General features: G+C 67.1%; 18 protein-coding genes. 8 read left to right on the top strand and 10 right to left on the bottom strand.

What is annotated here, in order from left to right:
- Nucleotides 1-2 precede the first annotated feature (2 nt).
- The 6 genes from yidC to AB0M62_RS06210 all read left to right on the top strand — a co-directional run bounded on the left by yidC (nt 3) and on the right by AB0M62_RS06210 (nt 5965).
- The gene (yidC, locus tag AB0M62_RS06235) at nt 3-1271 is read left to right on the top strand and encodes a membrane protein insertase YidC (protein ID WP_366072931.1); all 1269 of its coding nucleotides are present in this window, start codon (nt 3-5) and stop codon (nt 1269-1271) included.
- A 15-nt stretch (nt 1272-1286) separates the two neighbouring features.
- Nucleotides 1287-1799, top strand: a complete 513-nt coding sequence (locus tag AB0M62_RS06230; RefSeq protein ID WP_366072930.1) for a R3H domain-containing nucleic acid-binding protein — start codon at nt 1287-1289, stop codon at nt 1797-1799.
- Nucleotides 1800-1900: 101 nt separating this feature from the next.
- A complete protein-coding gene (gene rsmG, locus AB0M62_RS06225) occupies nt 1901-2617 on the top strand; it encodes a 16S rRNA (guanine(527)-N(7))-methyltransferase RsmG (RefSeq protein ID WP_366072929.1) in 717 nt (238 codons plus the stop codon).
- 253 nt (nt 2618-2870) lie between these two features.
- On the top strand, nt 2871-3947 hold the full coding sequence (locus AB0M62_RS06220; RefSeq protein ID WP_366072928.1) for an AAA family ATPase: 1077 nt from the start codon (nt 2871-2873) through the stop codon (nt 3945-3947).
- Nucleotides 3944-5038, top strand: coding sequence for a ParB/RepB/Spo0J family partition protein (locus tag AB0M62_RS06215; RefSeq protein ID WP_366072927.1), 1095 nt, complete (start codon nt 3944-3946; stop codon nt 5036-5038). Before AB0M62_RS06220 ends, AB0M62_RS06215 begins: the two co-directional genes overlap by 4 nt.
- A gap of 309 nt (nt 5039-5347) precedes the next feature.
- Nucleotides 5348-5965: a GNAT family N-acetyltransferase gene (locus AB0M62_RS06210; protein ID WP_366072926.1), complete on the top strand. Its 618-nt coding sequence runs from the start codon at nt 5348-5350 to the stop codon at nt 5963-5965.
- Between the two features lie 69 nt (nt 5966-6034).
- On the opposite strand, the gene trxA is transcribed toward AB0M62_RS06210, so the two are convergent.
- The 7 genes from trxA to AB0M62_RS06175 form a co-directional block, all read right to left on the bottom strand.
- Nucleotides 6035-6382 carry a thioredoxin gene (gene trxA / locus AB0M62_RS06205; protein WP_366072925.1) on the bottom strand — a complete coding sequence of 116 codons (348 nt, stop codon included), beginning with the start codon at nt 6380-6382 and terminating at the stop codon, nt 6035-6037.
- Between the two features lie 49 nt (nt 6383-6431).
- Nucleotides 6432-7394 (bottom strand): thioredoxin-disulfide reductase, encoded by a 963-nt coding sequence (trxB, locus tag AB0M62_RS06200; protein WP_366072924.1) that lies wholly within the window; start codon nt 7392-7394, stop codon nt 6432-6434.
- 123 nt (nt 7395-7517) lie between these two features.
- On the bottom strand, nt 7518-8414 hold the full coding sequence (locus tag AB0M62_RS06195) for a hypothetical protein (RefSeq protein WP_366072923.1): 897 nt from the start codon (nt 8412-8414) through the stop codon (nt 7518-7520).
- Complete coding sequence (gene sigM, locus AB0M62_RS06190; protein WP_366072922.1) at nt 8411-9100, bottom strand: RNA polymerase sigma factor SigM; 690 nt, start codon at nt 9098-9100, stop codon at nt 8411-8413. Before sigM ends, AB0M62_RS06195 begins: the two co-directional genes overlap by 4 nt.
- 29 nt (nt 9101-9129) lie before the next feature.
- Entirely contained in the window at nt 9130-10848 is a 1719-nt protein-coding gene (locus AB0M62_RS06185) for a serine/threonine protein kinase (protein ID WP_366072921.1), read from the bottom strand.
- A 119-nt stretch (nt 10849-10967) separates the two neighbouring features.
- Nucleotides 10968-13139: a murein biosynthesis integral membrane protein MurJ gene (gene murJ, locus AB0M62_RS06180; RefSeq protein ID WP_366072920.1), complete on the bottom strand. Its 2172-nt coding sequence runs from the start codon at nt 13137-13139 to the stop codon at nt 10968-10970.
- 46 nt (nt 13140-13185) lie between these two features.
- Nucleotides 13186-15540 carry a DUF6049 family protein gene (locus AB0M62_RS06175; RefSeq protein ID WP_366072919.1) on the bottom strand — a complete coding sequence of 785 codons (2355 nt, stop codon included), beginning with the start codon at nt 15538-15540 and terminating at the stop codon, nt 13186-13188.
- Nucleotides 15541-15708: 168 nt separating this feature from the next.
- Here AB0M62_RS06175 and AB0M62_RS06170 point away from each other — a divergent pair, with 168 nt between their 5' ends.
- Nucleotides 15709-17193 (top strand): CCA tRNA nucleotidyltransferase, encoded by a 1485-nt coding sequence (locus AB0M62_RS06170; RefSeq protein ID WP_366072918.1) that lies wholly within the window; start codon nt 15709-15711, stop codon nt 17191-17193.
- A 76-nt stretch (nt 17194-17269) separates the two neighbouring features.
- Here the strand turns inward: AB0M62_RS06170 and AB0M62_RS06165 are convergent, their stop codons facing one another.
- The 3 genes from AB0M62_RS06165 to AB0M62_RS06155 form a co-directional block, all read right to left on the bottom strand.
- Complete coding sequence (locus tag AB0M62_RS06165; RefSeq protein ID WP_366072917.1) at nt 17270-18532, bottom strand: MFS transporter; 1263 nt, start codon at nt 18530-18532, stop codon at nt 17270-17272.
- A gap of 154 nt (nt 18533-18686) precedes the next feature.
- The gene (locus AB0M62_RS06160; protein ID WP_366072916.1) at nt 18687-19769 is read right to left on the bottom strand and encodes an inositol-3-phosphate synthase; all 1083 of its coding nucleotides are present in this window, start codon (nt 19767-19769) and stop codon (nt 18687-18689) included.
- Between the two features lie 50 nt (nt 19770-19819).
- Entirely contained in the window at nt 19820-20533 is a 714-nt protein-coding gene (locus tag AB0M62_RS06155) for a PadR family transcriptional regulator (protein ID WP_366072915.1), read from the bottom strand.
- A 356-nt stretch (nt 20534-20889) separates the two neighbouring features.
- Between AB0M62_RS06155 and AB0M62_RS06150 the strand changes: the two genes are divergently transcribed.
- On the top strand, nt 20890-23550 hold the full coding sequence (locus tag AB0M62_RS06150) for a transglycosylase domain-containing protein (protein WP_366072914.1): 2661 nt from the start codon (nt 20890-20892) through the stop codon (nt 23548-23550).
- Nucleotides 23551-23571 lie beyond the last annotated feature (21 nt).

Genomic DNA, 23571 nt, shown 5'->3' with positions numbered 1-23571 from the left:
TAGTGGACACGATTGCCAGCCTCTTCAGCTTTATCACGACACCTGTTTCCTGGGTCATCGTCCAATTCCACTCGCTGTACGGGGCGATCTTCGGCCCGGACACGGGTTGGGCCTGGGGACTGTCCATCGTGTCGCTGGTGGTGCTGATCCGGATCTGTCTGATCCCGCTGTTCGTCAAGCAGATCAAGTCGACCCGGAACATGCAGGCGCTCCAGCCGAAGATGAAAGTGATCCAGGAGCGCTACAAGAACGACAAGCAGCGTCAGTCCGAAGAGATGATGAAGCTGTACAAGGAGACGGGTACCAACCCGCTTTCTTCGTGCCTTCCCATCCTGGCGCAGTCACCGTTCTTCTTTGCCCTCTATCACGTGCTTTCGAAGATCGCTTCGAATGACACCATTGGTGTCATCAATGAGCCGCTGCTGCAGAGTGCGCAGAAGGCACACATCTTCGGTGCGCCGCTGGCCGCGAAGTTCACGGACAGCACGGAGAAGGTCGCGGCGCTGAACGCGTCGCTGATGGACGTCCGCATCGTTACCGCGGTCATGATCATCCTGATGTCGCTGTCGCAGTTCTACACGCAGCGCCAGCTGATGCAGAAGAACGTCGACCTGTCGGTCAAGACGCCGTTCATGCAGCAGCAGAAGATGCTTATGTACATCTTCCCGGTGATCTTCGCCGTGATGGGTATCAACTTCCCCGTCGGTGTCCTTGTCTACTGGCTGACCACCAACGTGTGGACCATGGGCCAGCAGATGTACGTGATCAACCAGAACCCGACCCCCGGAAGCAAGGCCCAGGACCAGTACCTCCAGCGTCTGCTGAAGAGCGTCGGCGCCCATGGCCAGGTCCGCGGACGCCGTAAGCGCGGAGTCGTCCAGGCGCTCGTCGCCAAGGGCACCGACCGCAACGACAACGAGCGACGCTTCGTCACCGGGCTGGCCAAGCAGGGGCTGGTCGCGCAGGCCGACGGCACGGTGATCAAGAGCTCCGAGCCCACCGTGGACGCGGGGGCGGCCGGGATGGCCAAGCGGCAGCAGCCCAAGCGGCAGACCAAGGCGAAGCGCCAGGCGGCCACTCCCGGAGCGGGAGTCGGAACGGCCGAGGTTGCCGAGGCGGGCGCCAATACCTCGCTCGAGAAGCAGGACGGATCGCAGGATGCCGGGTCGAAGCCGCCGGCCACGAAGTCTGCTTCCGGTTCACCCCGTCAAGCCAAGCCGGGACAGCGCAAGGGCCAGCAGCGGCCCAAGCACCCGTCCTCCAAGAAGTAAGAAGGAGCCCATCCCGTGACGGAAGGCACCACCTCCGCCGCCGCTGAGGGTGGCGACACCCTGACCCGCCTTGAGCAGGAGGGGGAGATCGCGGCCGACTACCTCGAGGGCCTGCTGGACATCGCCGACCTCGACGGTGACATCGACATGGACGTCGAGGCCGACCGAGCCGCAGTTTCCATCATCAGTGACTCGGCCAGTCGTGATCTGCAGAAGCTGGTCGGCCGTGACGGTGAGGTCCTGGAGGCTCTCCAGGAGCTGACCCGGCTGGCGGTACACCGGGAGACCGGTGACCGGAGCCGTCTGATGCTGGATATCGCCGGGTTCCGCGCCAAGAAGCGTGAGGAGCTTGCGGCTCTGGGTGCGAAGGCTGCGGACGAGGCGAAGAACAGCGGTGAGCCCGTAAAGCTCGAGCCGATGACCCCGTTCGAGCGCAAGGTCGTGCACGACGCTGTTGCGGCCGCCGGCTTGCGCAGCGAGTCCGAGGGCGAGGAGCCGGAGCGCTTCGTCGTTGTGCTCCCGGTCTGATCGGCTCCCCAGTGTGGTCGGCCCCGTCTGTTCGCAGGCGGGGCCGATCTTGTCAGCCTGATAGGTCAGCTACGACAGTGCGGTACGGAAGGACGGTCCCCGTGACGGAGGCAGCGGAGCTCCCCCCGGCCCCGGAAGAGGCGAGGGCGGTATTCGGCGAGTGCTTCCCGGAAGCTGTCCGGTACGCGGAGCTGCTGGCGGACGCGGGCGTCAAGCGGGGGCTGATCGGGCCTCGTGAGGTGCCGCGGTTGTGGGAGCGGCATCTGCTGAACTGCGCCGTGCTCTCCGAGGTGGTGGCCGAGGGTGTTTCGGTTTGCGACGTGGGTTCGGGCGCCGGTTTGCCCGGCATTCCCTTGGCGCTGGTTCGGCCGGATCTGAAGATCACCCTGCTGGAGCCACTTCTGCGGCGTACGAACTTTCTCCAGGAAGTGGTGGAGCTGCTGGGACTGGACCACGTGACCGTGGTCCGGGGCCGGGCCGAGGAGGTTTTGGGCACGCTCCCGCCGGTGCATGTGGTGACAGCGCGCGCGGTGGCGCCGTTGGACCGGCTGGCCGGTTGGGGCGTTCCCCTGCTGCGTCCGTACGGAGAGATGTTGGCGCTGAAGGGAGACACCGCCGAGGAGGAGCTGGTGGCGGCGAAGTCCGCGCTGGCCAAGCTGGGTGTGGTGAAGACCTCAGTGCTGCACGTGGGTGCAGGCGTGGTGGATCCGCTGTCCACGGTGGTGCGGGTGGAGGTCGGGGAAAGCCCCGGCGGGGTTCGGTTCGCCACGAAGCGGGCCAAGGCGGCTCGGGCCGGCCGCGCCCGTCGGCGGCGTTGATCTGTACCGTCTACCAGCGGTGCTCCATACAAGCTGCCAAACGTACGCATTTCGGAGTGTCGAAGCAGTCTGACGTGGCTATCCGTGCATCGTGTTTCACGTGAAACGTCGCTCTCTGCTGCACGGAATCATCAGTCGCGGTCGGGCGGCTACTTCGCCGCGTGATCGCAAGTCTCCTGGGGTCCCCCAGTTGTCCACAAAGGTGGATTCATCCACAGGAGAACGGCCCTCGCTGGTTCACAACCCCGAAAGCATGGCAGGCTCTGCTCATTGCGAGCCTGATGTCGAGGAGAGTGAATCCTTGCGGTCCGACGCCAACATCGCGGGACCGATGACCGATCCGGTCCCCGGTCCCCGTACCGAGTCGGTGGGGGAGGATGTTTCACGTGAAACACCGCCTCCGATGGACGACACCCCTATTGGTCGTGCTGCCCAGCTGGCGGTGGAAGCCCTCGGCCGCGCCGGCGAGGGCTTGCCCAGGCCTGAGCAGACGCGCGTCATGGTGGTCGCCAACCAGAAAGGCGGCGTAGGTAAGACCACTACCACGGTCAACCTCGCCGCGTCCCTTGCGCTGCATGGCGCTCGGGTCCTGGTGATCGACCTCGACCCCCAAGGCAATGCCTCCACTGCCCTGGGTATCGACCATCACGCCGAAGTCCCATCGATCTACGACGTCCTGGTGGACAGCAAGCCGCTCTCGGACGTGGTGCAGCCGGTTCCGGATGTCGAAGGCCTCTTCTGTGCCCCCGCCACGATCGATCTCGCCGGTGCGGAGATCGAGCTTGTGTCGCTGGTGGCGCGGGAGAGTCGGCTGCAGCGGGCGATCCAGGCGTACGAGCAGCCGCTGGATTACATCCTCATCGACTGCCCGCCTTCCCTTGGACTGCTGACGGTCAACGCGCTGGTTGCGGGAGCCGAGGTGCTGATCCCCATCCAGTGTGAGTACTACGCCCTGGAAGGCCTCGGCCAGCTGCTGCGGAACGTCGATCTCGTGCGCGGTCACCTGAACCCCACGCTGCATGTGTCGACGATTCTCCTGACCATGTACGACGGCCGGACCCGGCTGGCCTCGCAGGTGGCGGACGAGGTGCGTAGCCACTTCGGCAACGAAGTGCTGCGTACGAGCATCCCGCGGTCCGTGCGGATCTCGGAGGCGCCGAGCTACGGCCAGACGGTCCTCACCTATGATCCGGGCTCTAGTGGTTCGCTCTCCTATTTGGAAGCTGCGCGCGAGATCGCGCTGCGCGGGGTCGGATTGCACTATGACGCCCAGCACGCCCACTCGGGCGGCCGGAACAGCCAGCAGAACATGTCGGAGGGGATCCAGTGAGTGAGCGACGTAGAGGGCTGGGGCGCGGACTGGGTGCGCTGATCCCTGCCGCTCCGCAGGAGAAGGCCGTTCCCGCCATGGGGACTCCTGCGACTTCTCCCACTGGCGTTCCGGTGTTGACTGCGGAGCGCGGTGTGGCGGCTGCGAAGGTCGCCTCACTTCCGCAGAGCGCCGTTTCACGTGAAACGGAAGTGCCGGCACAGGTTGCGGAGCCCGCAGCTGAGTCGGTGGCCGAGCCGGTAGCCGGGGCCACGTTCGCCGAGTTGCCGCTAGATTCGATCACGCCCAACTCGCGCCAGCCGCGCGAGGTGTTTGACGAGGACGCGCTCTCCGAGCTCGTCACCTCCATCCAGGAGGTGGGGCTCCTCCAGCCAGTCGTCGTACGGCAGCAGGGGCCCGAGAGCTATGAGCTCATCATGGGTGAGCGGCGCTGGAGGGCCTGCCGTGAGGCGGGTCTGCAGCGGATCCCCGCGATCATCCGGGCCACGGACGACGAGAAGCTTCTCCTGGACGCGCTTCTGGAGAACCTGCACCGTGCTCAGCTGAACCCGCTGGAGGAAGCGGCGGCATACGACCAGCTGCTCAAGGACTTCAACTGCACGCACGACCAGCTGGCCGACCGGATCGGGCGTTCGCGTCCGCAGGTTTCCAACACCCTAAGGCTCCTGCGGCTGTCGCCGTCGGTTCAGCGCCGGGTAGCTGCCGGCGTGTTGTCGGCCGGCCACGCTCGGGCCCTGCTCTCGGTGGACGACTCCGAGGAGCAGGACAGGTTGGCGCATCGCATTGTGGCCGAGGGGCTTTCAGTGCGTGCGGTCGAGGAGATTGTCACTCTGATGGGCTCGGAGCCGTCGAGTTCTGTGAAGCCCAAGGGTCCCCGGGCGGGGGCGCGTGTGTCGCCCGCGCTGTCTGGTCTCGCCGCACGGCTCTCGGACCGCTTCGAAACGCGGGTGAAGGTTGACCTCGGGCAGAAGAAGGGCAAGATCGTTGTCGAGTTTGCTTCGATGGACGATCTGGAGCGGATTCTGGGGACTTTGGCGCCGGGCGAAGGTCGAGTCCTGGAGAACGGGCACCCTGAGGATGAACAGGAATGAGTTGAGCCCTGGAGTGCCGTGTGGTGGGCGGGCTGTGTCCGGTGTATACCGGAACACGGCCCGTCCTTTGCTTTCAGGCGGTATCGATGCAATCGCTGGGTGGATACGATGCGTTCAGCTAGGACGCATCACCTGAAGGCACCTCAAACGGAGAGGGCGGGGCATGCGATCGGTGAGCCGCACCGGACTGATGACAGCAGGACTGGGGCTGGGGGTGGTCGGCGGTTTCGTCGGCAGTCTGCTCCAGGAGCGGAGCGCGCTGACGGCGGCCCGGGACGCGGCAAGTGAGGGAAGTGAGGATCAGCCTTCATGGGTCGTCGGCTCGTACCGCTCACGCTGGACAACCTTCCGGACCTTCCCAAGCGCTGCCGGGCGTGTGTCTTCTGGGAACTTGATCCGGTCAGTGGCGAAGTTGCGGTAAAGGCAGGAACGTCTGAGCTGGAGAAGGAGGCGTGGATCTCCGCTGTTCTTCTCGAGTGGGGGTCCTGCGGTCGGGTCGTCTACGTTGATGAGGTGCCCGTCGGCTTCGTTCTCTACGCGCCTCCGGCTTATGTGCCGCGCTCCACGGCGTTTCCCACGAGCCCCGTCTCTCCTGACGCGGTTCAGCTGATGACCGGGTGGATCATGCCGGGGTACCAGGGGCAGGGACTTGGCCGTGTGATGGTGCAGACGGTCGCGAAGGATCTGCTACGGCGGGGCTTCAAGGCGATCGAGGCGTTTGGAGACGCCCGGTGGAACGAGCCGGCATGTGTGCTGCCGGCTGACCACCTGCTGGCGGTGGGGTTCAAGACGGTGCGTCCCCATCCAGTGCATCCGCGCTTGCGTCTGGAGCTGCGGACGACACTGTCCTGGAAGGAAGACGTAGAGCTTGCTCTGGACAGGCTGCTGGGTGCGGTTCAGAAGGAGCCTGTTCTGCGGCCCCTTTGAAGAATCGTTCTGACAGAGGCAAGGGCCGCCCCTCGGGGCGGCCCTTGTTTCACGTGGAACGGTGCTCTGTCAGGCCTTGGTGGCCCTGTCACCGATGAAGTCAGCGAGGTCCCGCTCGAGGGCGGCCTTCGGCTTGGCTCCGACGATGGTCTTGGCGACCTCGCCGCCCTGGTAGACGTTGAGCGTCGGGATGGACATCACGCCGTACTTGGCGGCGGTGGCCGGGTTCTCGTCGATGTTGAGCTTGACGATCTCGATCGAGTCGCCGTGTTCCGCCGCGATCGCCTCGAGAGACGGAGCGATCTGACGGCAGGGACCGCACCAGGCGGCCCAGAAGTCCACGAGCACAGGCTTGTCGTTCTTGAGAACATCCTCTTCGAAGGAGTCGTCAGTCACGTTCTTCAGGGTGCCGGCCACGGCAGCCTCCTCTTTCTTCCTGGGGTGTGGGGTGGGGTAAGCGTGTGGGTCAGACCGCCGCGGCGGCGGCCTTCTCCTCGTCGCCGAGGGCTGCGAGGTAGCGCTCGGCATCGAGGGCGGCGGAGCAGCCGGTGCCGGCGGCGGTGATGGCCTGCCGGTACGTGTGGTCGACGACGTCACCGGCGCCGAAGACACCGGTGAGGTTGGTGCGCGTCGAGGGAGCATCGACCCGCAGGTAGCCTTCGTCGTCCAGTTCCACCTGCCCCTTGAAGAGCTCGGTACGCGGGTCATGGCCCACGGCGATGAACAGGCCGGTCACTGGCAGCGTGGACGTCTCGCACGTCTTGGTGTTGCGCAAGGTGAGGCCGGAGAGTTTCTGATCACCGTGGATAGCGGCAACTTCGCTGTTCCACGCGAACTTGATCTTCGGGTCCGCGAACGCTCGCTCCTGCATGGCCTTGGAAGCGCGCAGAGTGTCCCGGCGGTGGATGATCGTGACGGACTTGGCGAACCGGGAGAGGAAGGTGGCCTCCTCCATCGCGGTGTCACCGCCGCCGACCACGGCGATGTCCTGGTCCTTGAAGAAGAACCCGTCGCAGGTGGCGCACCAGGAGACTCCGCGCCCGGAAAGAGCGTCCTCGTAGGGCAGGCCAAGCTTGCGGTGCTGGGAACCGGTGGTGACGATGACGGCCTTGGCGCGATGGACGGTGCCGGCGGTGTCGGTCACGGTCTTGATGTCACCGGTCAGGTCGACGGAGACGATGTCGTCGGGCACCAATTCGGCTCCGAACCGCTCAGCCTGGGCCCGCATGTTGTCCATCAGTTCCGGGCCCATGATCCCGTCCCGAAAGCCGGGAAAGTTCTCCACCTCGGTGGTGTTCATCAGCGCGCCGCCTGCCGTGACGGCGCCTTCGAACACAAGCGGCTTGAGCGACGCGCGTGCGGTGTAGAGGGCGGCGGTGTAGCCGGCCGGCCCGGAGCCGATGATGATCACGTTACGGACGTCGCTCACGGGTGTCTTCCTCGTCTCTGCGGACTGCCTACTGCCTACCGGGGCCGGTCAATGACTCTCACCCCACCCAACGGATCCTACGGGGCCCGCATTCCCGGGGTGGTCGAGTGCCCGATGGGTGTGTCAGCGGCGGGGGTAGGTGCGTGACAGCAGAACTTCGCCCTTGCCCGAGAGCGCTGTTTCCTGGCAGGAGGCGTCGACGACGTAAGCCTGTACCACGGAGCTGTCCGAGGCGTGAGGGAGCACGAGCAGATAGGCCTCAGCGCCCTCGAAGGTGCCCAGTTCGGAGGCGAGGAGCGGTTCTGTCCGGCCTGTCCCGGCCTGGACACAGGGGGGGACGGTCGTGGCTGCTTCCGTGTCCCGCAACGGCGAGTGCGGGGCGGTCTGGGCGTCGAGGGACTTCTTTTTCTCCGGTTTCTGACCGGCCGATGATGCCGGGGCAAGAAGCGCCTGGACTCGGCTCTCGAGGGCGGATGCGGAGAACGTGCCAGGTGTGTCGGACGCGACGCCCACACCGCTGTCCGCGGTTTTCTCTGCGCCTCCTTCAGAGGTGTGCAGCGATTGCATCAGGAAAATGCTCATGCCGATCGCGGCCGTGCCGATAACGCCTCCGAGAACGGCGCGGCGCCGCCGTTTGGTTCGTGTACCGCGGCCGGGGCCTGTGGCCGCACGCGGATGGCCGACGGGCCGCGGGGAGGGCGGCGCTTGCGGAGCATGGGAAGGCGATGTTTCACGTGAAACATCGCCTTCGGCGATGGGGGACGTGGCGTCCAGCAGAGCTTCGGCTGCGAGGGCTGCGTCGATGCGTTCCGCGATGTCGGCCGGCATGCGCTGAGGGCCCGGCAGCGTGCCCAGGAGCCCGCGGATCTCGTCCAGGGAGGCTCGAACATCGGCACATAGACGGCATACGTCGAGGTGCTTCTGGACTTCGGCTGTGCGTGGCGGAGAGAGCAGTCCCTCGGTGAGGTCGGAGATCTCAGAGACGTCCGGGTGCCGGATTGCGCCGGTCGTGGATGTCACAGTCGCCCACCTCCGCCCTTCACCGCGTCTGTGTCCTTGGGTTCTGCTGCCGGTGGGACGGATGTCCCCTGCGTCCGGTTCCTTCCCCGGCTGAGGTCGTTGATATCCGGGGCGTCGGTACGCAGATGCCTGAGTATCGGCTGCAGCCTTGCCCGGCCTCGAGCGCAGCGGCTCTTCACCGTCCCGGTCGGCACGTCGAGGATCTGGGCGGCTTCTGCCACCGGATAGCCCTGCATGTCGACGAGGATCAGAACGGCCCGCTGCTCGGGGGGAAGTGTGCGCAGGGCGGCCAGGAGTTCGCGGTGTAGATCCTGGCGCTCTGCGGGCGCCTCGGCCGACTCGTGAGGCTCAAGGAGCTGCTCGAGTCGCTCGGTGTCGTCCATGGGTGAGGTCTTGCGTGAAGCGGCTTTGCGGGCGCGGTCAAGGCAGGCGTTCACCGTGATGCGATGCAGCCAGGTCGTGACGGCGGACTGTCCCCGGAAGGTGTGGGCGGCTCGGTAGGCGGAGACGAGAGCGTCCTGCACCGCGTCTGCGGCTTCCTCACGGTCGCCCAGCGTGCGCAGGGCCACGGCCCACAGGCGGTCCCGGTGGCGGCGGACGATCTCACCGAAGGCGTCGGGATCGCCCGCGACATGACGAGCCAGCAGATCCTGGTCGCTTGCGCCGCCCGGGTTGGCGTCGTCCAACGGTGAACCCCCTCCCCCTGCTGTCCTGGTCAGCCCGAGAACTTCACGTCCGTGATCGCCTGCTTGTATCCGGCGCTGCTGAACTCGTCTCCGTCGGACTTCGGAACCTCGGTGAGCCAGACGAGGACGTACCGGGTCTTCACCGGAGCCGGGGCGGCGAGTGCGGCAGTGGTGCCCTGCGTCTCGGTGGTGGCGATCTTCTTCATCGAGTCGACGGGGGTGGACGACGACATCGAGTCCGTGCCGTACAGGGTGACCGTGGTGTGGTCACCACCGAAGCGGAGCCCTATCGAAGCGGCCGAAACGTTCTGGTCGGAACCGAGGTCGTAGATGATGCCGATGCCCTGCTTGAAGGGTGCGAGCTTCGGTCCGTCTATGAAGCTCTTCGACCGCCAGTACGTCGAGCCGTCGCCGTCATAGGTGTTCTTGACGCCGTCGGCGTTCTGCGGCTTCCCGTCGGGGTAGTACTCCTCGGCCCCCTGGACGGCAATCGGCTTAGGGGCAGTCTTTACCGGCTTTTCGTCGCTGTCCGTCGTCTGTGTCCCGCCCGGGCCGGCGGAGCCCCGGCGGTCGAGAAGAGTGTCTGCCAGTTGCCAGCTGCCCAGCCCCAGTGCGGCGATGAGCAGCGCGGCAACACTCCACTTCAGGGCTTTTCCCGTCCGGGTCTGCAGCGGGGGCGGCGGGGCAGCCGTCATCGGCTGGGTGGTCGAGGCGGGACGGGACGGCGAGCGTCCGTAGGTTCCCTGCGGGTAGGTGGTGCGCTGGTACTCGGGCGGTGCGGTGAAAGCGGGCTCCGGCGGTCGGATGCGAGGCATGGCCGCGACCGCCTTGGCCAGCTCCTCCGGAGTGGTGCAGGGTGGTTCCTGGCGGGAGGCAGTGGCGCCGTCGTTGGCCAGAGCGCGCATGGCGAGCTCGGCAAGGCCGCGGTGGACGCCCGCCCGAACCTGGTCGGGGGCGATGAGACCCACTCCCTTGGGCAGCCCGGACAACCCGTACGCGTCGTTCTCGTACGGCCAGCGCTGGGTGAGGGAGGCGTACAGCAGGGCGCCGATCGCCTCGGTGTCGGTGCGCTGCGGGTGCTCGGAGGTGATGCCGCGCAGGGCGGCGTTCACGGCGAGGCCGCGGATGCGGTACTGGCCGGAGGAGGTGCGCAGTATGGCGCCTGGCGTCAGCCGGAGATGGGCCAGGCCCTCGCGATGGGCCGCGGCCATGGCTTGGGAGACCTGGCTGACGAGCTGGTATGCATCGTGCGCCTCCATCGGACCGGCCGCCAGGAGAGTGGTGAGTTCGGTGGCGTCCGGAAGCCACTCGTGAACGACGTAGACGAGATCGTTCTCCTCGACAGCGTCCAGGACCTGCACGAAGCGCGGGTCGCCGAGGAGCGCCGACGACCGCGCTGCGGCGAGGACCGAGCGGGCACGCGGGTGCTCTGCGGGAAGAAGGTGGACACCGACGGCCCGGCGGAGCTTTTCGTCGACGGCCCGCCAGCTGCTGAAACCGTCCAGACGGGTGACGCACTCTTCGAGCCGGTAGCGTCTGGCGAGCTTGTGGCCGCTGTGCAGCTCGGGCGCGGCGACGTGCCCTAGGGCGCCGTTCTTCCGCTCGTCGCCCGTTTCCGGGGTGCTCGTATCCGCCGTCTGCTGGGCTTCCGCCACCCCGTCGGCCGTGGCGCCGTCCGCCTTAGCGGTCAGCGGCTCGTCGCCGCTGTTGTCGGCCACGTCGACGGCAGCTGTGCTACGTTCCGCCACCGTCGTTCCTGCCTCCCCATCCGTTGCACGCTGTCGGCCAGTCTGCAAAGCCATGCCAATTGTGCCCACAGTCCGGCGCTATGCACGACACGCGGCGACGGACGATGGTTGTGCGAGAGTCAGCGCCCGAGCCGTCCGCGGACCATTCCGACCATCGCGTTGAGCTCTTCGATGCGCATCCGCTTCGCTGCCACGAGGAAGACGGTCATCAGGACGACACCGCCGCCGACCAGAGAGGCGAGCGAGCCGAGCGCTCCACTGCCGAGGCCCTTGGTGATCGCGAAGGCGACGGCGCCTGCGGCCAGCGCCGCGGGAACACACGCCCCCGAGAGCCGGGCGTACGTACGGATGACGTGCGCGCCGTCGAGATCGCCCCCGAGACGGTTGCGCAGCCGGCGCCAGGCGACGCTTACGCCGACGCCGTAAGCCAAGCCGTACGCGGCGGCCATGCCGACCACCGCCCAGCGGGACGGCAGGACGACGTAGGCCAGCGCCGACACCGCCGCGTTGACCGCGGCGACGATAACGGTGTTGTAGAAGGGCGTCCGGGTGTCCTCGTAGGCGTAGAAGCCGCGCAGCACCACGTACTGCACGGAGTACGGGATCAGGCCGAGTCCGAACGCCATCAGAATGAAGCCCATCGACTGGGCCGCTTCGGCACCCGACGGCCCGAAGAGCAAGGTGCACATGGGGAGGCCGAGGGCGACGAAGGCGAACGAGACGGGCACGATCGCGACGGCGGAGTTGCGCAGCCCCTGGGAGATGTCGTCGCGTACCGCACCGGGGTCGTTGTCGTGCGCGGCCCGTGAGATGCGGGGCAGCAGGGCGGCCATCACCGAGACGGTGATGATGGCCTGCGGCATGCCCCAGATCAGCTGGGCGTTGGAGTAGGCGAGGAAGCCGGCACCGCTGCGGTCGGACGCCTCGCCCGCCGCGGTAGCGAGCTGGGTGACGACGAGGACGCCTGCCTGGTTGGCCAGGACGAAGAAGACGGTCCACTTGGCGAGCTTGACCGTCTTGCCGAGGCCGTGGCCCTTCCAGTCGAAGCGGGGACGGAAGCGGAAGCCCGCCTCGCGGAGGTACGGGATCATCGCCAGGGCCTGGACGACGAGTCCGAGCAGCGTTCCGATGCCCAGGAGCCGGACGCCTTCTGCCGGGATGGTGTCCACGCCCATGCCGGACTCGGCTGCGGTGCCGTAGACCCAGATGAACAGCCCGAAGGTGAAGATCATGACGATGTTGTTCAGGACCGGGGTCCACATCATCGCGCCGAACTTGCCGCGGGCGTTGAGGATCTGGCCCATGACCACGTGCACGCCCATGAAGAAGATGGTCGGCAGGCAATAACGGGCGAAGACGACGGCGACGCCGTTGGCTTCCGGATTGCTGGCGATCGTGTCCGACATGAGGCGGATCAGCACAGGTGCCGCGAACACGGCGGCGACGACGATGACGCCGAGGGCCACCATGACGAGAGTCAGCAGGCGGTTGGCGTAGGCCTCGCCGCCGTCCTCGTCGTTCTTCATGGCGCGTACGAGCTGCGGCACGAAGACGGAGTTGAGGCCGCCGCCGACGGTGAGGATGTAGATCATCGTCGGCAGGGTGTAGGCGATGGTGAACGCATCGCCGAGTACCGCGGCGCCCAGGGCCGCGGTGATCACCAGGCTGCGGACGAATCCGGTGAGCCGGGAGACCATCGTGCCGGCCGCCATCACGGCACTGGACTTCAGCAGTCCCGATGCACGACCTGACTTCTTCGGGGCTGGCGCGGCGACCGGCCCGGGTTCGGGCTGGGAACCGGGGGGGCGGTCGTTGTCCTGCTGGTCGCGGAAGAGGTGTGCGAACGCGTCCGGCTCCGGCTCTTCCTCACCGGCCCGGGTGACCAGGTCGTCCACCCCGACGAACTGGGTGGTCCGTGCATCGTCGCCGTAGGGGAGGTGGCGGGAGGGCCCGTCCGGTTCGGGTGCCGGTGTCTGAGCCCACACCTGCGGGTCCGGGGCGTGCACAGGGGCCGCAGGCTGCTCGTAGAGCGGCTGCGTCGCCTGGTAGGTGCCAGGCGGCGGCGGGGGGTGCGAGGCGCGGTCGTAGAGGGCCTCGGCCACGGGGTCCTGGGCGGCGAGGTCCTGCTCCCGGTACGGATCGTGGTCGTAGGCGTCCTGCAGATAGGGGTCGGAGACAGGCGGGGACTGCGCGGGGACCTGCCCCGGCCCCGGTGGCCCTGGAACGGCCCCCGGTGTCGCGGCAGTGCCACCCGCGCCCTGTCCGCGGTCACCGTCGTACGGCGCGTTCATCGAAACCCCACCTCATCGTCCCCGGGCCGACCGGCCACGCCATCGCTCAACGGTCCACTTTCTCACCCGTGCCGGATGGGTTGCCGCTTTCCGGTCCGGTGTCCGGCGTCGGGTCACTCTGCTGCTCGGCGCCGTCCACCTCCTCAGGGTTCCTGGCGGACTCGCCGACTGCCCCGCCTGCCGGTGCCGTCGCTTCCGCGTCCGTCGCTTCCCTGCCGTCGGCCGTCGTGCGCGCCGCTGCCCGCTTGCGGTGCGAGTACATCCTGATGCCGGCGAGGACAAGGAGAAGCACACCGCCGGCGATCACGAGCATCACCGTAGGAGTGATCTCGGTGGCTTCCACGGTGAATCTTCTCGCCTCTCCGTAGCGGACCCCGTCCTCGGTGTAGAGCTGGGCGGTCACCTCGACCGGTCCGCTGGCCGTGGCGTTGGCGGTGAATTTCACCGACTGGCTGTGGCCTCCCTGGACGGCCACCGGCTGTTCCGCCTCCGCCTCGTCCCCGAACTTGAGCCGGTTCGGCTTGTCCGAAGTGAGCCGGAGCACCAGGTGGTCGACGCCCTGAACCAGGCCGTTCTGAACGGTCACCGGGATCGTCGCGCTGCGGCCGGAAAGGGTCGCGTCCGACTTCGGAATCAGCTGGACCTTCTTGGCGAGACCGATCAGATAGCTCTGTACTGCAGCACGGTACTGGGCGGCCTCCTTCGGCTGGCCGCGCCAGGAGGCCGACATGCCCCGACGGATGGCGTTGCCGAACGGGATGTCGACCCGGTCCTCCGCGGTGAGGATCACCTTGAAGTGGTCGAGCGTGTTCTGGGTGTTCCGGATCTCCTCGAAGGCCGCCCGCGGCAGTTCTTTCTTGCGCAGGGAGACGGGGTAGGAGCCGGAGCCGGGAACGCTCGTGGTGGCGTCGGGGTCGGGCTTGGCCTTTGCCGCTGCCTCCAGGTCGAGCGGCTGCGTCCAGCGGCCCGACTGCAGACCCTGCAGCGCGCTTGCCATGGACTGTGCCTGGCTGGCTGTCGGCATCCGCTGCGGCGCGACGACGATGCTGCGTTCCGCGTTGGTGCTCTGCAGGTTCAGCGCCAGGCTCTGCGCCAGGAACTCCTGGACGGCGAGCGTCGAGCTCTCCGCGCCGGTCATGTCTCCTTGGAAGGCTGTGGAGAGCCGGGCATCGGCGACCACGGCAGTGGTGCCGCCGCCGATGGGCCGGGCCGCGGTCGGTGTGTACGAGAGGTTGCCCCTCTCGCGCATGCTGTCACTGCGGGCGATCACATGATGGGCGCCCGCGGACGTGGCGGTGTTGACGATCGCTGGATCGACGGCACCTTCGACCGGCCATGCGAAGTCGGTGGAGGGCGTCACGTGGAGGATCGTCTCCACCGCCTGCTTGGCTACCTCGGTGGCCGGCCGCAGATGGCTGAGCGACCCGGACACGTGCCTGCCACGGTGTGCCAGAGAAGCGAGATCGGGATCGGCGAACGGAAGAGCGACGACCTTCTGGTCCTGTACGGCGTCCTGAAGTGAGCTCAGCCACTGGTTCGCGATGTCCTGGCTCTTGCCCGCGACAGTGGTGCCGTCGGGACGCCTGACCTCGTAGTTTCTGGTCATCGCGTCAACCGTGGCGAGCAGATCGGGATCGACGAGCCAGGTGACCGGCAGCTCTTTGCCGAGCGAAACGAGCTGTTCCAGCCGCCCGCCCGGGGCCAGCTCCGCTGTCAGGCTGTCGTCCTGGAAGACCGGCGTCTGCTGTTCGTCGGAGCCTGTCTCGGAGGTGAGATGGGTCGAGGAGATGAGCGGCCACGCGAAGGTGAGCTGAGTTTTCTTGTCCGCCGGTTCGGGCTGCCACGGCAGGAGGGTCCGCTCCATGCCCAGGACCTGCGGGTAGGACCGGCTGGCTGTGTGGCCCGCCAGGGACACGCCGACCTGGTAGACACCGTTCGCGTCGAGTCCCAGCTTGTCGACCGGGACTTTGATCGTGAAATCGTGTCCGATCTTGGAGGGCAGCTTCGCGATTTTCACCGTGTACTCGTCGTCGATCTCCGAGAGATCGCCGGGCTCAGGACCCGTGCGCTCGGCGGCTGTGGCGATCGCTGCCCTGCCCGTCATCGGTGGGCCAACCCGAACCCCGACTCGTGCGTCGGTGATCGTCTCCTGGCTCTCGTTCCTCACAGTGCCGGAGATCGTGAGTGTGTCGCCCTCCACAGGAGCGGCGGGGGTCAGTGTGTCGAGAGACACGTCGACACTCTCCGGCCCTGCGGCGGTGGCTGCGTGTGCGGGCGAGGTCGCTGGGACGTACATCAGTCCGGCCAGGAGGGGCGTCCCCGCCAGCAGTACGGCTGCTCGACGCAGCCATCGGCGGGCAGGAGAGGAGCCCGTCCCCTGGAAGTCTGCCGCCTCGGCCACGCGCTCGCCCGTCCCTTGTCGTCAGTGGTCGTCGGTTGTGCGTCCACGCATGGTAACGAGGCCGGCTGTGGGTGAGTGCCGCGGACTGCTCCACATGATCGGACAGAGCACGGGGGTGGAAGGAAACGAGGGCGCTCCCGCCGGCCGGGCCACGTACTCTGTTCTGTTGTGCCGAACGCCAATGAAGACAACCCCAGTGCCCTGAGTCAGGTGCAGCGCCGCGCGGTGAGTGAACTGCTGCGGGTGTCCCCTGTCGCCGACGATCTCGCCCGACGTTTCCGGGACGCGGGCTTCAGCCTTGCCCTCGTTGGCGGCTCGGTCAGGGACGCGTTGCTCGGGCGGCTCGGCAACGACCTCGACTTCACCACTGACGCGCGTCCCGAGGACGTACTGAAGATCGTCCGACCGTGGGCCGATTCCGTGTGGGACGTCGGCATCGCCTTCGGCACGGTGGGATGCCAGAAGGCCGCCGGTGACGGAGACGCGGACCGGTTCTTCCAGATCGAGGTCACCACCTACCGCTCTGAGGCGTACGACCGGACGTCCCGCAAGCCGGAGGTCTCCTACGGTGACTCCATCGAGCAGGATCTGGTGCGCCGGGACTTCACGGTCAACGCGATGGCGGTGGCTCTCCCGGAGAAGGAGTTCATCGACCCGCACGGCGGCTTGGACGACTTGGCGGCACACGTGCTGCGCACCCCGGGGACGCCCGAGGAATCTTTCTCCGACGACCCGCTGCGCATGATGCGAGCTGCCCGCTTCGCCGCGCAGCTGGACTTCGAGGTGGCTCCTGAAGTCGTCGAGGCGATGACTTCGATGGCTGAGCGGATCGAGATCGTCTCCGCCGAGCGTGTGCGTGACGAGTTCAACAAGCTGCTGCTCTCACCCAATCCTTGCAAGGGCCTGGGTCTTCTGGTCGGGACTGGCATCGCCGATCGTGTGGTCCCCGAGCTTCCGGCGCTGCGACTGGAGAGCGACGAACATCACCGGCACAAGGACGTCTACGAGCACTCGCTGACCGTGCTGGAGCAGGCGATCGACCTCGAAGCCCCTCGGGACGAGCCCGGCGGTGGCCCAGATCTGGTGCTGCGGCTGGCCGCGCTGTTGCATGACATCGGCAAGCCGCGGACGCGCCGGTTTGAGACGGACGGCCGGGTCTCCTTCCACCACCACGAGGTGGTCGGCGCCAAGATGACCCGCAAGCGCATGACCGCACTCAAGTACTCCAACGACATGGTCAAGGACGTCTCGAAGCTCGTGGAGCTGCACCTGCGGTTCCATGGCTACGGAACCGGGGAGTGGACCGACTCCGCAGTCCGCCGCTATGTGCGCGATGCGGGCCCTCTGCTGGAGCGGCTGCATAAACTGACACGCTCAGACTGCACCACACGCAACAAGCGCAAGGCGAATGCCCTGTCCCGCGCCTACGACGGCCTTGAGGAGCGCATCGCGCAGCTCAAGGAGCAGGAGGAGCTGGATGCAATCCGCCCGGACCTCGACGGCAACGAGATCATGGAGGTCCTCGGCGTCGGGCCCGGCCCGGTGATCGGCAAGGCCTACAAGTTCCTGCTGGAACTCCGCTTGGAGAACGGCCCCATGGCGCGGGACGCGGCGATCGCGTCACTGAAGGAGTGGTGGGCCACCCAGAACTGAGCCATGTTTCACGTGAAACATGGGGGCGTAGCAAGGGCGATGTTTCACGTGAAACATCGCCCTTTCCCGCGCCTGTCTAGCGCTTCACCGGGCGCGCCATCGCCGCGGCCACCATGGCGTAGAGCACTGCGACCGATACGACCAGGGCCGCCGACCGGCCATCTGGCGGCAAAATGAGGGCGGCCACCCCGGCGGCGCCGACGAATGCCACATTGAACAGAACGTCATAGATCGAGAAGATCCGCCCGCGGAAGGCGTCGTCCACCGAGGACTGAACCACGGTGTCAGTGGAGATCTTCGCTCCCTGGGTGATCAGTCCGAGAACGAAGGCAGCGAACATCATGGGCCCCGGCGTGAACCGCAGGCCGAGAGACGGCACCAGCACGGCTGCCGACGCGGCGCAGGCCGCGATCCACCCGTACGACCCGAGCTTGCTCACCGCCCACGGTGTCACCACCGCCGCCGCAAAGAATCCGGCGCCCGACAGGGCGATGGCGAGGCCGAGCAGAGCCAGGCCATCGGACTCCTGCTCTGTCCAGGCGTAGCGGCACAGCATCAGCACCATCACAGTCAGCGACCCGTAACAGAACCGCAGGACGGTCATGGCGGCCAGCGCCAAGGCGGCCGTCCGCCGCTCCGCCAGATGGCGCAATCCTCCTGCCAGTCCGCGAGCCGTCATGGCCGCGGCCGCGGACAGTCCAAGACGCGCGGCATCAGGTTCGAGATCGGGTCCCAGTAGAGCTGTAGCGATACGCAGCGACGCGACCGCGGCAGCCAGATAGAGGCAGGCCCCCACCAGGACGACGGCCACATCGGAGTCGGCACCCACCAGTCGCATGGCGAAGGCGAGCCCTCCACCGGCGGTCGCCGCGAGCGTACCCGCGGTCGGCGAGACCGAATTGGCCATCACCAGCCGGTCGGCATCCACGACACGGGGCAGAGCGGCCGAAAGGCCCGCCAGAACGAAGCGGTTGAGAGCGGTGACGGACAGCGCCGAGACGTAGAACAGCCAGTCCGGGACGGAGGCGAGAATCAGCAGCGCTGTCACGCACGCCAGCGCCGCCCGCAGCAGATTGCCGTAGAGAAAAACCTGCCGACGCCGCCAGCGGTCCAGCAGGACGCCCGCGAACGGGCCGATCAACGAATACGGCAGGAGTAGTACGGCCATGGCCGAGGCGATGGCCGCAGGCGATGTCTGCCGCTCCGGAGAGAACACGACGTACGTGGCAAGGGCCACTTGGTAGACGCCGTCTGCCGACTGGGAGAGGAGTCGTACGGCGAGCAGGCGGCGGAAATCCCTCAAGCGCAGGAGTACGCGCAGATCACGTACGACAGGCATGTGCGCAAGCGTCACATACGAGGAGGGTCCCCGGGCACATTGCCCGGGGACCCTCCTCGGCACGCTCGCGGAAGCGCCCGTCCTACAGGCGCGCCGCGCTGTCTCCTGCTGACGCGCTGCGCCCTGTCTCGCCAGCGCGCTGCGCCCTGTCTCGCTAGCGCTCGACTTCCCCGGCGATGAACTTCTCCACGTTCTCGCGCGCCTCGTCATCGAAGTACTGAACCGGCGGGGACTTCATGAAGTACGAGGAGGCCGAGAGGATCGGGCCACCGATCCCGCGGTCCTTGGCAATCTTCGCAGCGCGCAGGGCGTCGATGATGACACCCGCGGAGTTCGGGGAGTCCCAGACTTCGAGCTTGTACTCCAGGTTCAGCGGAACGTCACCGAACGCGCGGCCCTCAAGACGCACGTACGCCCATTTGCGGTCGTCCAGCCACGCCACGTAGTCCGACGGGCCGATGTGGACGTTGTTCTCGCCCATGTCGCGGTCGGGGATCTGCGAGGTGACGGCCTGGGTCTTCGAGATCTTCTTCGACTCGAGGCGGTCCCGCTCGAGCATGTTCTTGAAGTCCATGTTGCCGCCGACGTTCAGCTGCATGGTGCGCTCGAGGAGCACACCGCGGTCCTCGAAGAGCTTCGCCATCACGCGGTGCGTGATGGTGGCGCCCACCTGGGACTTGATGTCGTCACCGACGATCGGCACCCCGGCCGCGGTGAACTTGTCCGCCCACTCCTTCGTGCCGGCGATGAAGACCGGAAGAGCGTTGACGAAGGCGACCTTGGCGTCAATGGCGCACTGCGCATAGAACTTCGCAGCGTCCTCGGAACCGACGGGCAGGTAGCAGACCAGAACGTCGACCTCACGGTCCTTGAGGACCTGGACGACGTCGACCGGCGCCTCGGCGGACTCCTCGATGGTCTGGCGGTAGTACTTGCCCAGACCGTCGAGGGTGTGACCACGCTGGACGGTGATGCCCTTGCTGGGCACGTCGCAGATCTTGATGGTGTTGTTCTCGCTGGCCCCGATGGCGTCCGAGAGGTCCAGGCCGACCTTCTTCGCATCGACGTCGAAGGCGGCTACGAACTCGACGCCCCGCACGTGGTATTCGCCGAACTGAACGTGCATGAGCCCCGGCACCTTGGCCGCCGGGTCGGCGTCCTTGTAGTACTCGACGCCCTGCACCAGCGAGGCGGCGCAGTTGCCCACGCCGACGATGGCTACGCGAACCGAACCCATTGGCGGTTGCTCCCTGTGTGTACTCGACGAAGCTCTGCGGGTGCAGAGCCTCACTTGGCGGTGTCGTCGGACGGATCCGGCGGGTTGGGGGATCCGGGGGGCGTCCCCCCGGAGGCCGCCCCACCCCCGTGCCGGGGCAGACCGCCCGTCTCTCCAGATGTGTTGTCCTGCTGAGCGGAGCCGGCACCGGGTCGTCGCTGATCCCGGCCCGCCCGCTCGCTCTCGATGAGCTCGTTCAGCCAGCGCACTTCGCGCTCCACGGACTCCATGCCGTGCCGCTGCAGCTCAAGCGTGTAGTCGTCGAGGCGCTCGCGGGTGCGGGCCAGGGAGGCGCTCATCTTCTCGAGACGCTCCTCAAGCCGGCTCCGGCGGCCCTCCAGCACCCGCATCCGCACCTCCCGCTCGGTCTGCCCGAAGAAGGCGAAGCGGGCGGCGAAGTGCTCGTCTTCCCAGGCGTCCGGGCCGGTGTGCGAGAGCAGCTCCTCGAAGTGCTCCTTGCCCTCGGCCGTGAGCCGGTAGACGATCTTGGCGCGGCGCCCCGCGAGGGATGCGGCGAGCGCATCCTCCGGCGCACTGCCCGGTTCCTCGATCAACCAGCCGTTGGCGACCAGCGTCTTGAGGCAGGGGTAGAGCGTTCCGTAGCTGAACGCGCGGAACACTCCGAGCGAGGTGTTGAGCCGTTTGCGCAGCTCATAGCCATGCATCGGGGACTCACGCAGCAGACCGAGAACGGCGAATTCGAGGATGCCGGAGCGTCTGCTCACTCTTCGCCTCCTCGTCGTCCTGACCCCGTATGCCGAGCTGATGTATCGACTCGATACATCCAGACGATAGAACGGGCAGCCTCCTGCGACAAGGGGGGCCACCGTGACCGGCGTCACATCATCAATTGATGCGGGGCAAGTTGCCTGTTTTGGGGTGAACTTCGGCACTGGAAGGGTTTTGACCGTGCGTAGTCTGTGCGGCATGCAGACCACCGGGAACCAAGTGACGCCGGGGGGCGTCCTCGCCCCGGGGGCAGTACGGATGAGCCCATTCACAGGCTGGTCCGTACTTCGGGGGGACCGGAACTCAACTGCCGCTTCCAGGCGATCGCGCCTGCCCGAGGAGTAGTCGTTCGATGAGCGAGCACCGTCGCAAACCGCCGCAGCCGCAAGGCGGCGGACGTGCCGCGGCCAGGCGAGCCGCGCAGCAGCCGTCTTCCGGCCGCCGCGGGCCAGCCGGTCGGGACGTCCCCACCGGGTCGTCCTCCGGCTCGTACGAGCCGGAGCGCCCCTACGGGGGCCGCGCCGAGGCCCGGCGCGCCGCGCAGCGCACCCCCACCGGAGGCGGCCGCAGACGCGCTGCCGAGGGCGGCGGTCACGGAGGCCACGGCGGCGGAGGCCGGCGCGGCGGTGGCGGCCACGAAAGCGGCCCCGGCCGCGGCAATCCGCGCCCCAAGAAGCGCTTCATCGACTACCCGCGCTGGGACAAGTACGGCTGGAGGCGCTGGGTGCCCTCCTGGAAGCTGGTCAGCGGGACGTGTCTCGGCTTCTTCGCAATCTTGATGGCGGGCACCGGCATCGCCCTGGCGATGGTCGGAAAGCCGGACCCGCAGCGGGCCGCCCAGGCGCAGAACAACGTCTTCTACTGGGACAGCGGCAAACAGATGGCCGCGACCGGCGGTGAGCGCAACCGCCAGATCGTGAGCATCGACAAGATCCCGAAGGAAATGCAGGACGCGGTGATCGCCGCCGAGAACGCCTCCTTCGAGACCGACAAGGGCGTGGACCCCATGGGTATCGCCCGGGCCGTCGTGAACATGGCCAAGGGCGGCTCCACGCAGGGCGGATCGACGATCACCCAGCAGTACGTGAAGAACACGTACCTGGAGCAGGACCAGACGATGAAGCGCAAGGTCACCGAGCTTTTCATCTCCATAAAGCTCGGTGCCACCGAGGACAAGGACGTCATCCTCGCCGGCTACCTCAACACGGCGTACTACGGCCGTGACGCCTACGGAATCCAGGCCGCGGCGCAGGCGTACTTCAAGAAGGACAGCCAGGCACTCGACCCCTCCGAGTGTGCCTTCCTCGCCGCACTGCTCAAGGGCCCCAACCTCTACAATCCGGACGGCGGCATCGGCCCCGGCGCCACCCCCGAGGAGAACACCAAGCGCGCCAAGGAGCGCTGGGCATGGGTCCTCGACCGCGAGGTCGAGGTCGGACGCATGGACCCGGCGGAGCGCGCCAAGCACCGGGACTTCCCCAAGCTCGCCGACTCCGCGCAGGCGAGGTCGCTGGCCGGCCAGACGGGCTACCTCGTCGAGACGGCCAAGAAGTACGTCATGAAGAAAAAGGGCATCACGGCCGAAGAGCTCGAACGCGGCGGCTACCGGATCTACACGACCTTCAACGAGAAGAAGGTCAAGGCGCTCACCGCATCGGTCGAGAAGACCCGCAAGGAGTTCCTGGACGAGAAGAAGCGCCCGGACAAGGACAAGTACGTCCAGTTCGGCGGTGCCTCCGTCGAACCCGACAGCGGCAAGATCGTCGCGCTCTACGGCGGCAAGGGCTGGGACCAGAACCACTTCACCAACAACGCCGACACCTCCGGCGTCCCGGTCGGCTCCACCTGGAAGCCCTACGTACTCGCGGCCGCCATGGAGCACGGCACGGCCAACTCCGGCGGCGAAGGCCTCTCGCCCGAGAGCAAGTACAACGGCAACGACCTGGCCGTCATCAAGAACCGCGACGGCCAGCCCCTCATGAACAACAAGGGACAGCCGTTCCGGCAGAAGAACGAGAGCCCCACGCCCTACGGCTACGTGACGCTCACCGAGGCGATGGAGAAGTCCATCAACACCCCCTTCGCCCAGCTCGGCATGGACGTCGGCCTGGACAACGTCCGCGAAGTCGCGAAGTCCACCGGGATCCTCGAGGAGTCGATGGACCCCAACAACAACGCCTCCTTCTCGCTCGGTACCTCCACCCCCAGTGCCATCCGGATGGCCGACTCGTACGCGACCTTCGCCGCCTCCGGCAACCACTACGAGCCGTACTCCGTCACCAAGGTCGTCAGGGACGGCCAGGAGCTGGACGGCTTCGAGCCTCCCGAGCAGCAGACGGCCATGGACGACACCATCGCCGACAACATCACCAAGGTCCTCGAGAACGTCGTCCAGAACGGCACCGGCAAGAAGGCCAAGGAGCTGGGCCGCCCGGCTGCCGGCAAGACCGGCACCACCGACAAGAACAAGTCGGCCTGGTTCGTCGGCTACACCCCGCAGCTCTCGACCGCCGTCACCCTGTTCCGTACCGATCCGGAGGACAAGAAACTCCTCTCGATGAACGGGACCGGCGGCGTACCCTCCATCCACGGCGGCGACATCCCCGCCGAGGTGTGGACCAACTACATGCGCGATGCCCTCAAGGGCGAGCCGGTCAAGGACTTCCCCGAGACCCAGAACATCGGGGCGAAGGCCGACGCCGACGGCGCACCGACGCCCACGCCGACACCGTCCAACACCCCCTCGGATGAGCCGGAGGACAAGCCCTCCGAGTCGGCCCCCGTGCCGTCCCCGTCGAACAGCCCCGGACCGAGCCCGTCCTGCAAGCCCTTCGACTGGGACTGCGAGGAGAACGGCGGCACCGATTCCGGTACCACCACCGGCACCGACGCGGGAACCACCGACGGGACCGCCGGCGGAACGTCGCCCTCACCCTCCCCGCCCACCGGCGGTAACGGCAACGGCGGTAACGGCAACGGTAACGGCGGCTTCTTCGGCGGACCGGCCGGCTAGCCGCCGCTAGGCAACCGAGCA

Origin of the sequence: Streptomyces sp. NPDC051219 (assembly GCF_040682335.1) — a bacterium.
Taxonomy (GTDB): Bacteria; Actinomycetota; Actinomycetes; order Streptomycetales; family Streptomycetaceae; genus Streptomyces.
The sequence above is the reverse complement of the archived record's forward strand: the minus strand, read 5'-3'. Positions and strand labels throughout refer to the sequence as shown.

Excerpts from the sequence above, each read along its gene's own strand:
- AB0M62_RS06210 (WP_366072926.1), top strand. The coding sequence starts at position 5,348 with ATGGGTCGTCGGCTCGTACCGCTCACGCTGGACAACCTTCCGGACCTT.
- AB0M62_RS06165 (WP_366072917.1), bottom strand. The coding sequence starts at position 18,532 with ATGCCTGTCGTACGTGATCTGCGCGTACTCCTGCGCTTGAGGGATTTC.
- AB0M62_RS06150 (WP_366072914.1), top strand. The coding sequence starts at position 20,890 with ATGAGCGAGCACCGTCGCAAACCGCCGCAGCCGCAAGGCGGCGGACGT.
- AB0M62_RS06220 (WP_366072928.1), top strand. The coding sequence starts at position 2,871 with ATGGCAGGCTCTGCTCATTGCGAGCCTGATGTCGAGGAGAGTGAATCC.
- AB0M62_RS06160 (WP_366072916.1), bottom strand. The coding sequence starts at position 19,769 with ATGGGTTCGGTTCGCGTAGCCATCGTCGGCGTGGGCAACTGCGCCGCC.
- murJ (WP_366072920.1), bottom strand. The coding sequence starts at position 13,139 with ATGAACGCGCCGTACGACGGTGACCGCGGACAGGGCGCGGGTGGCACT.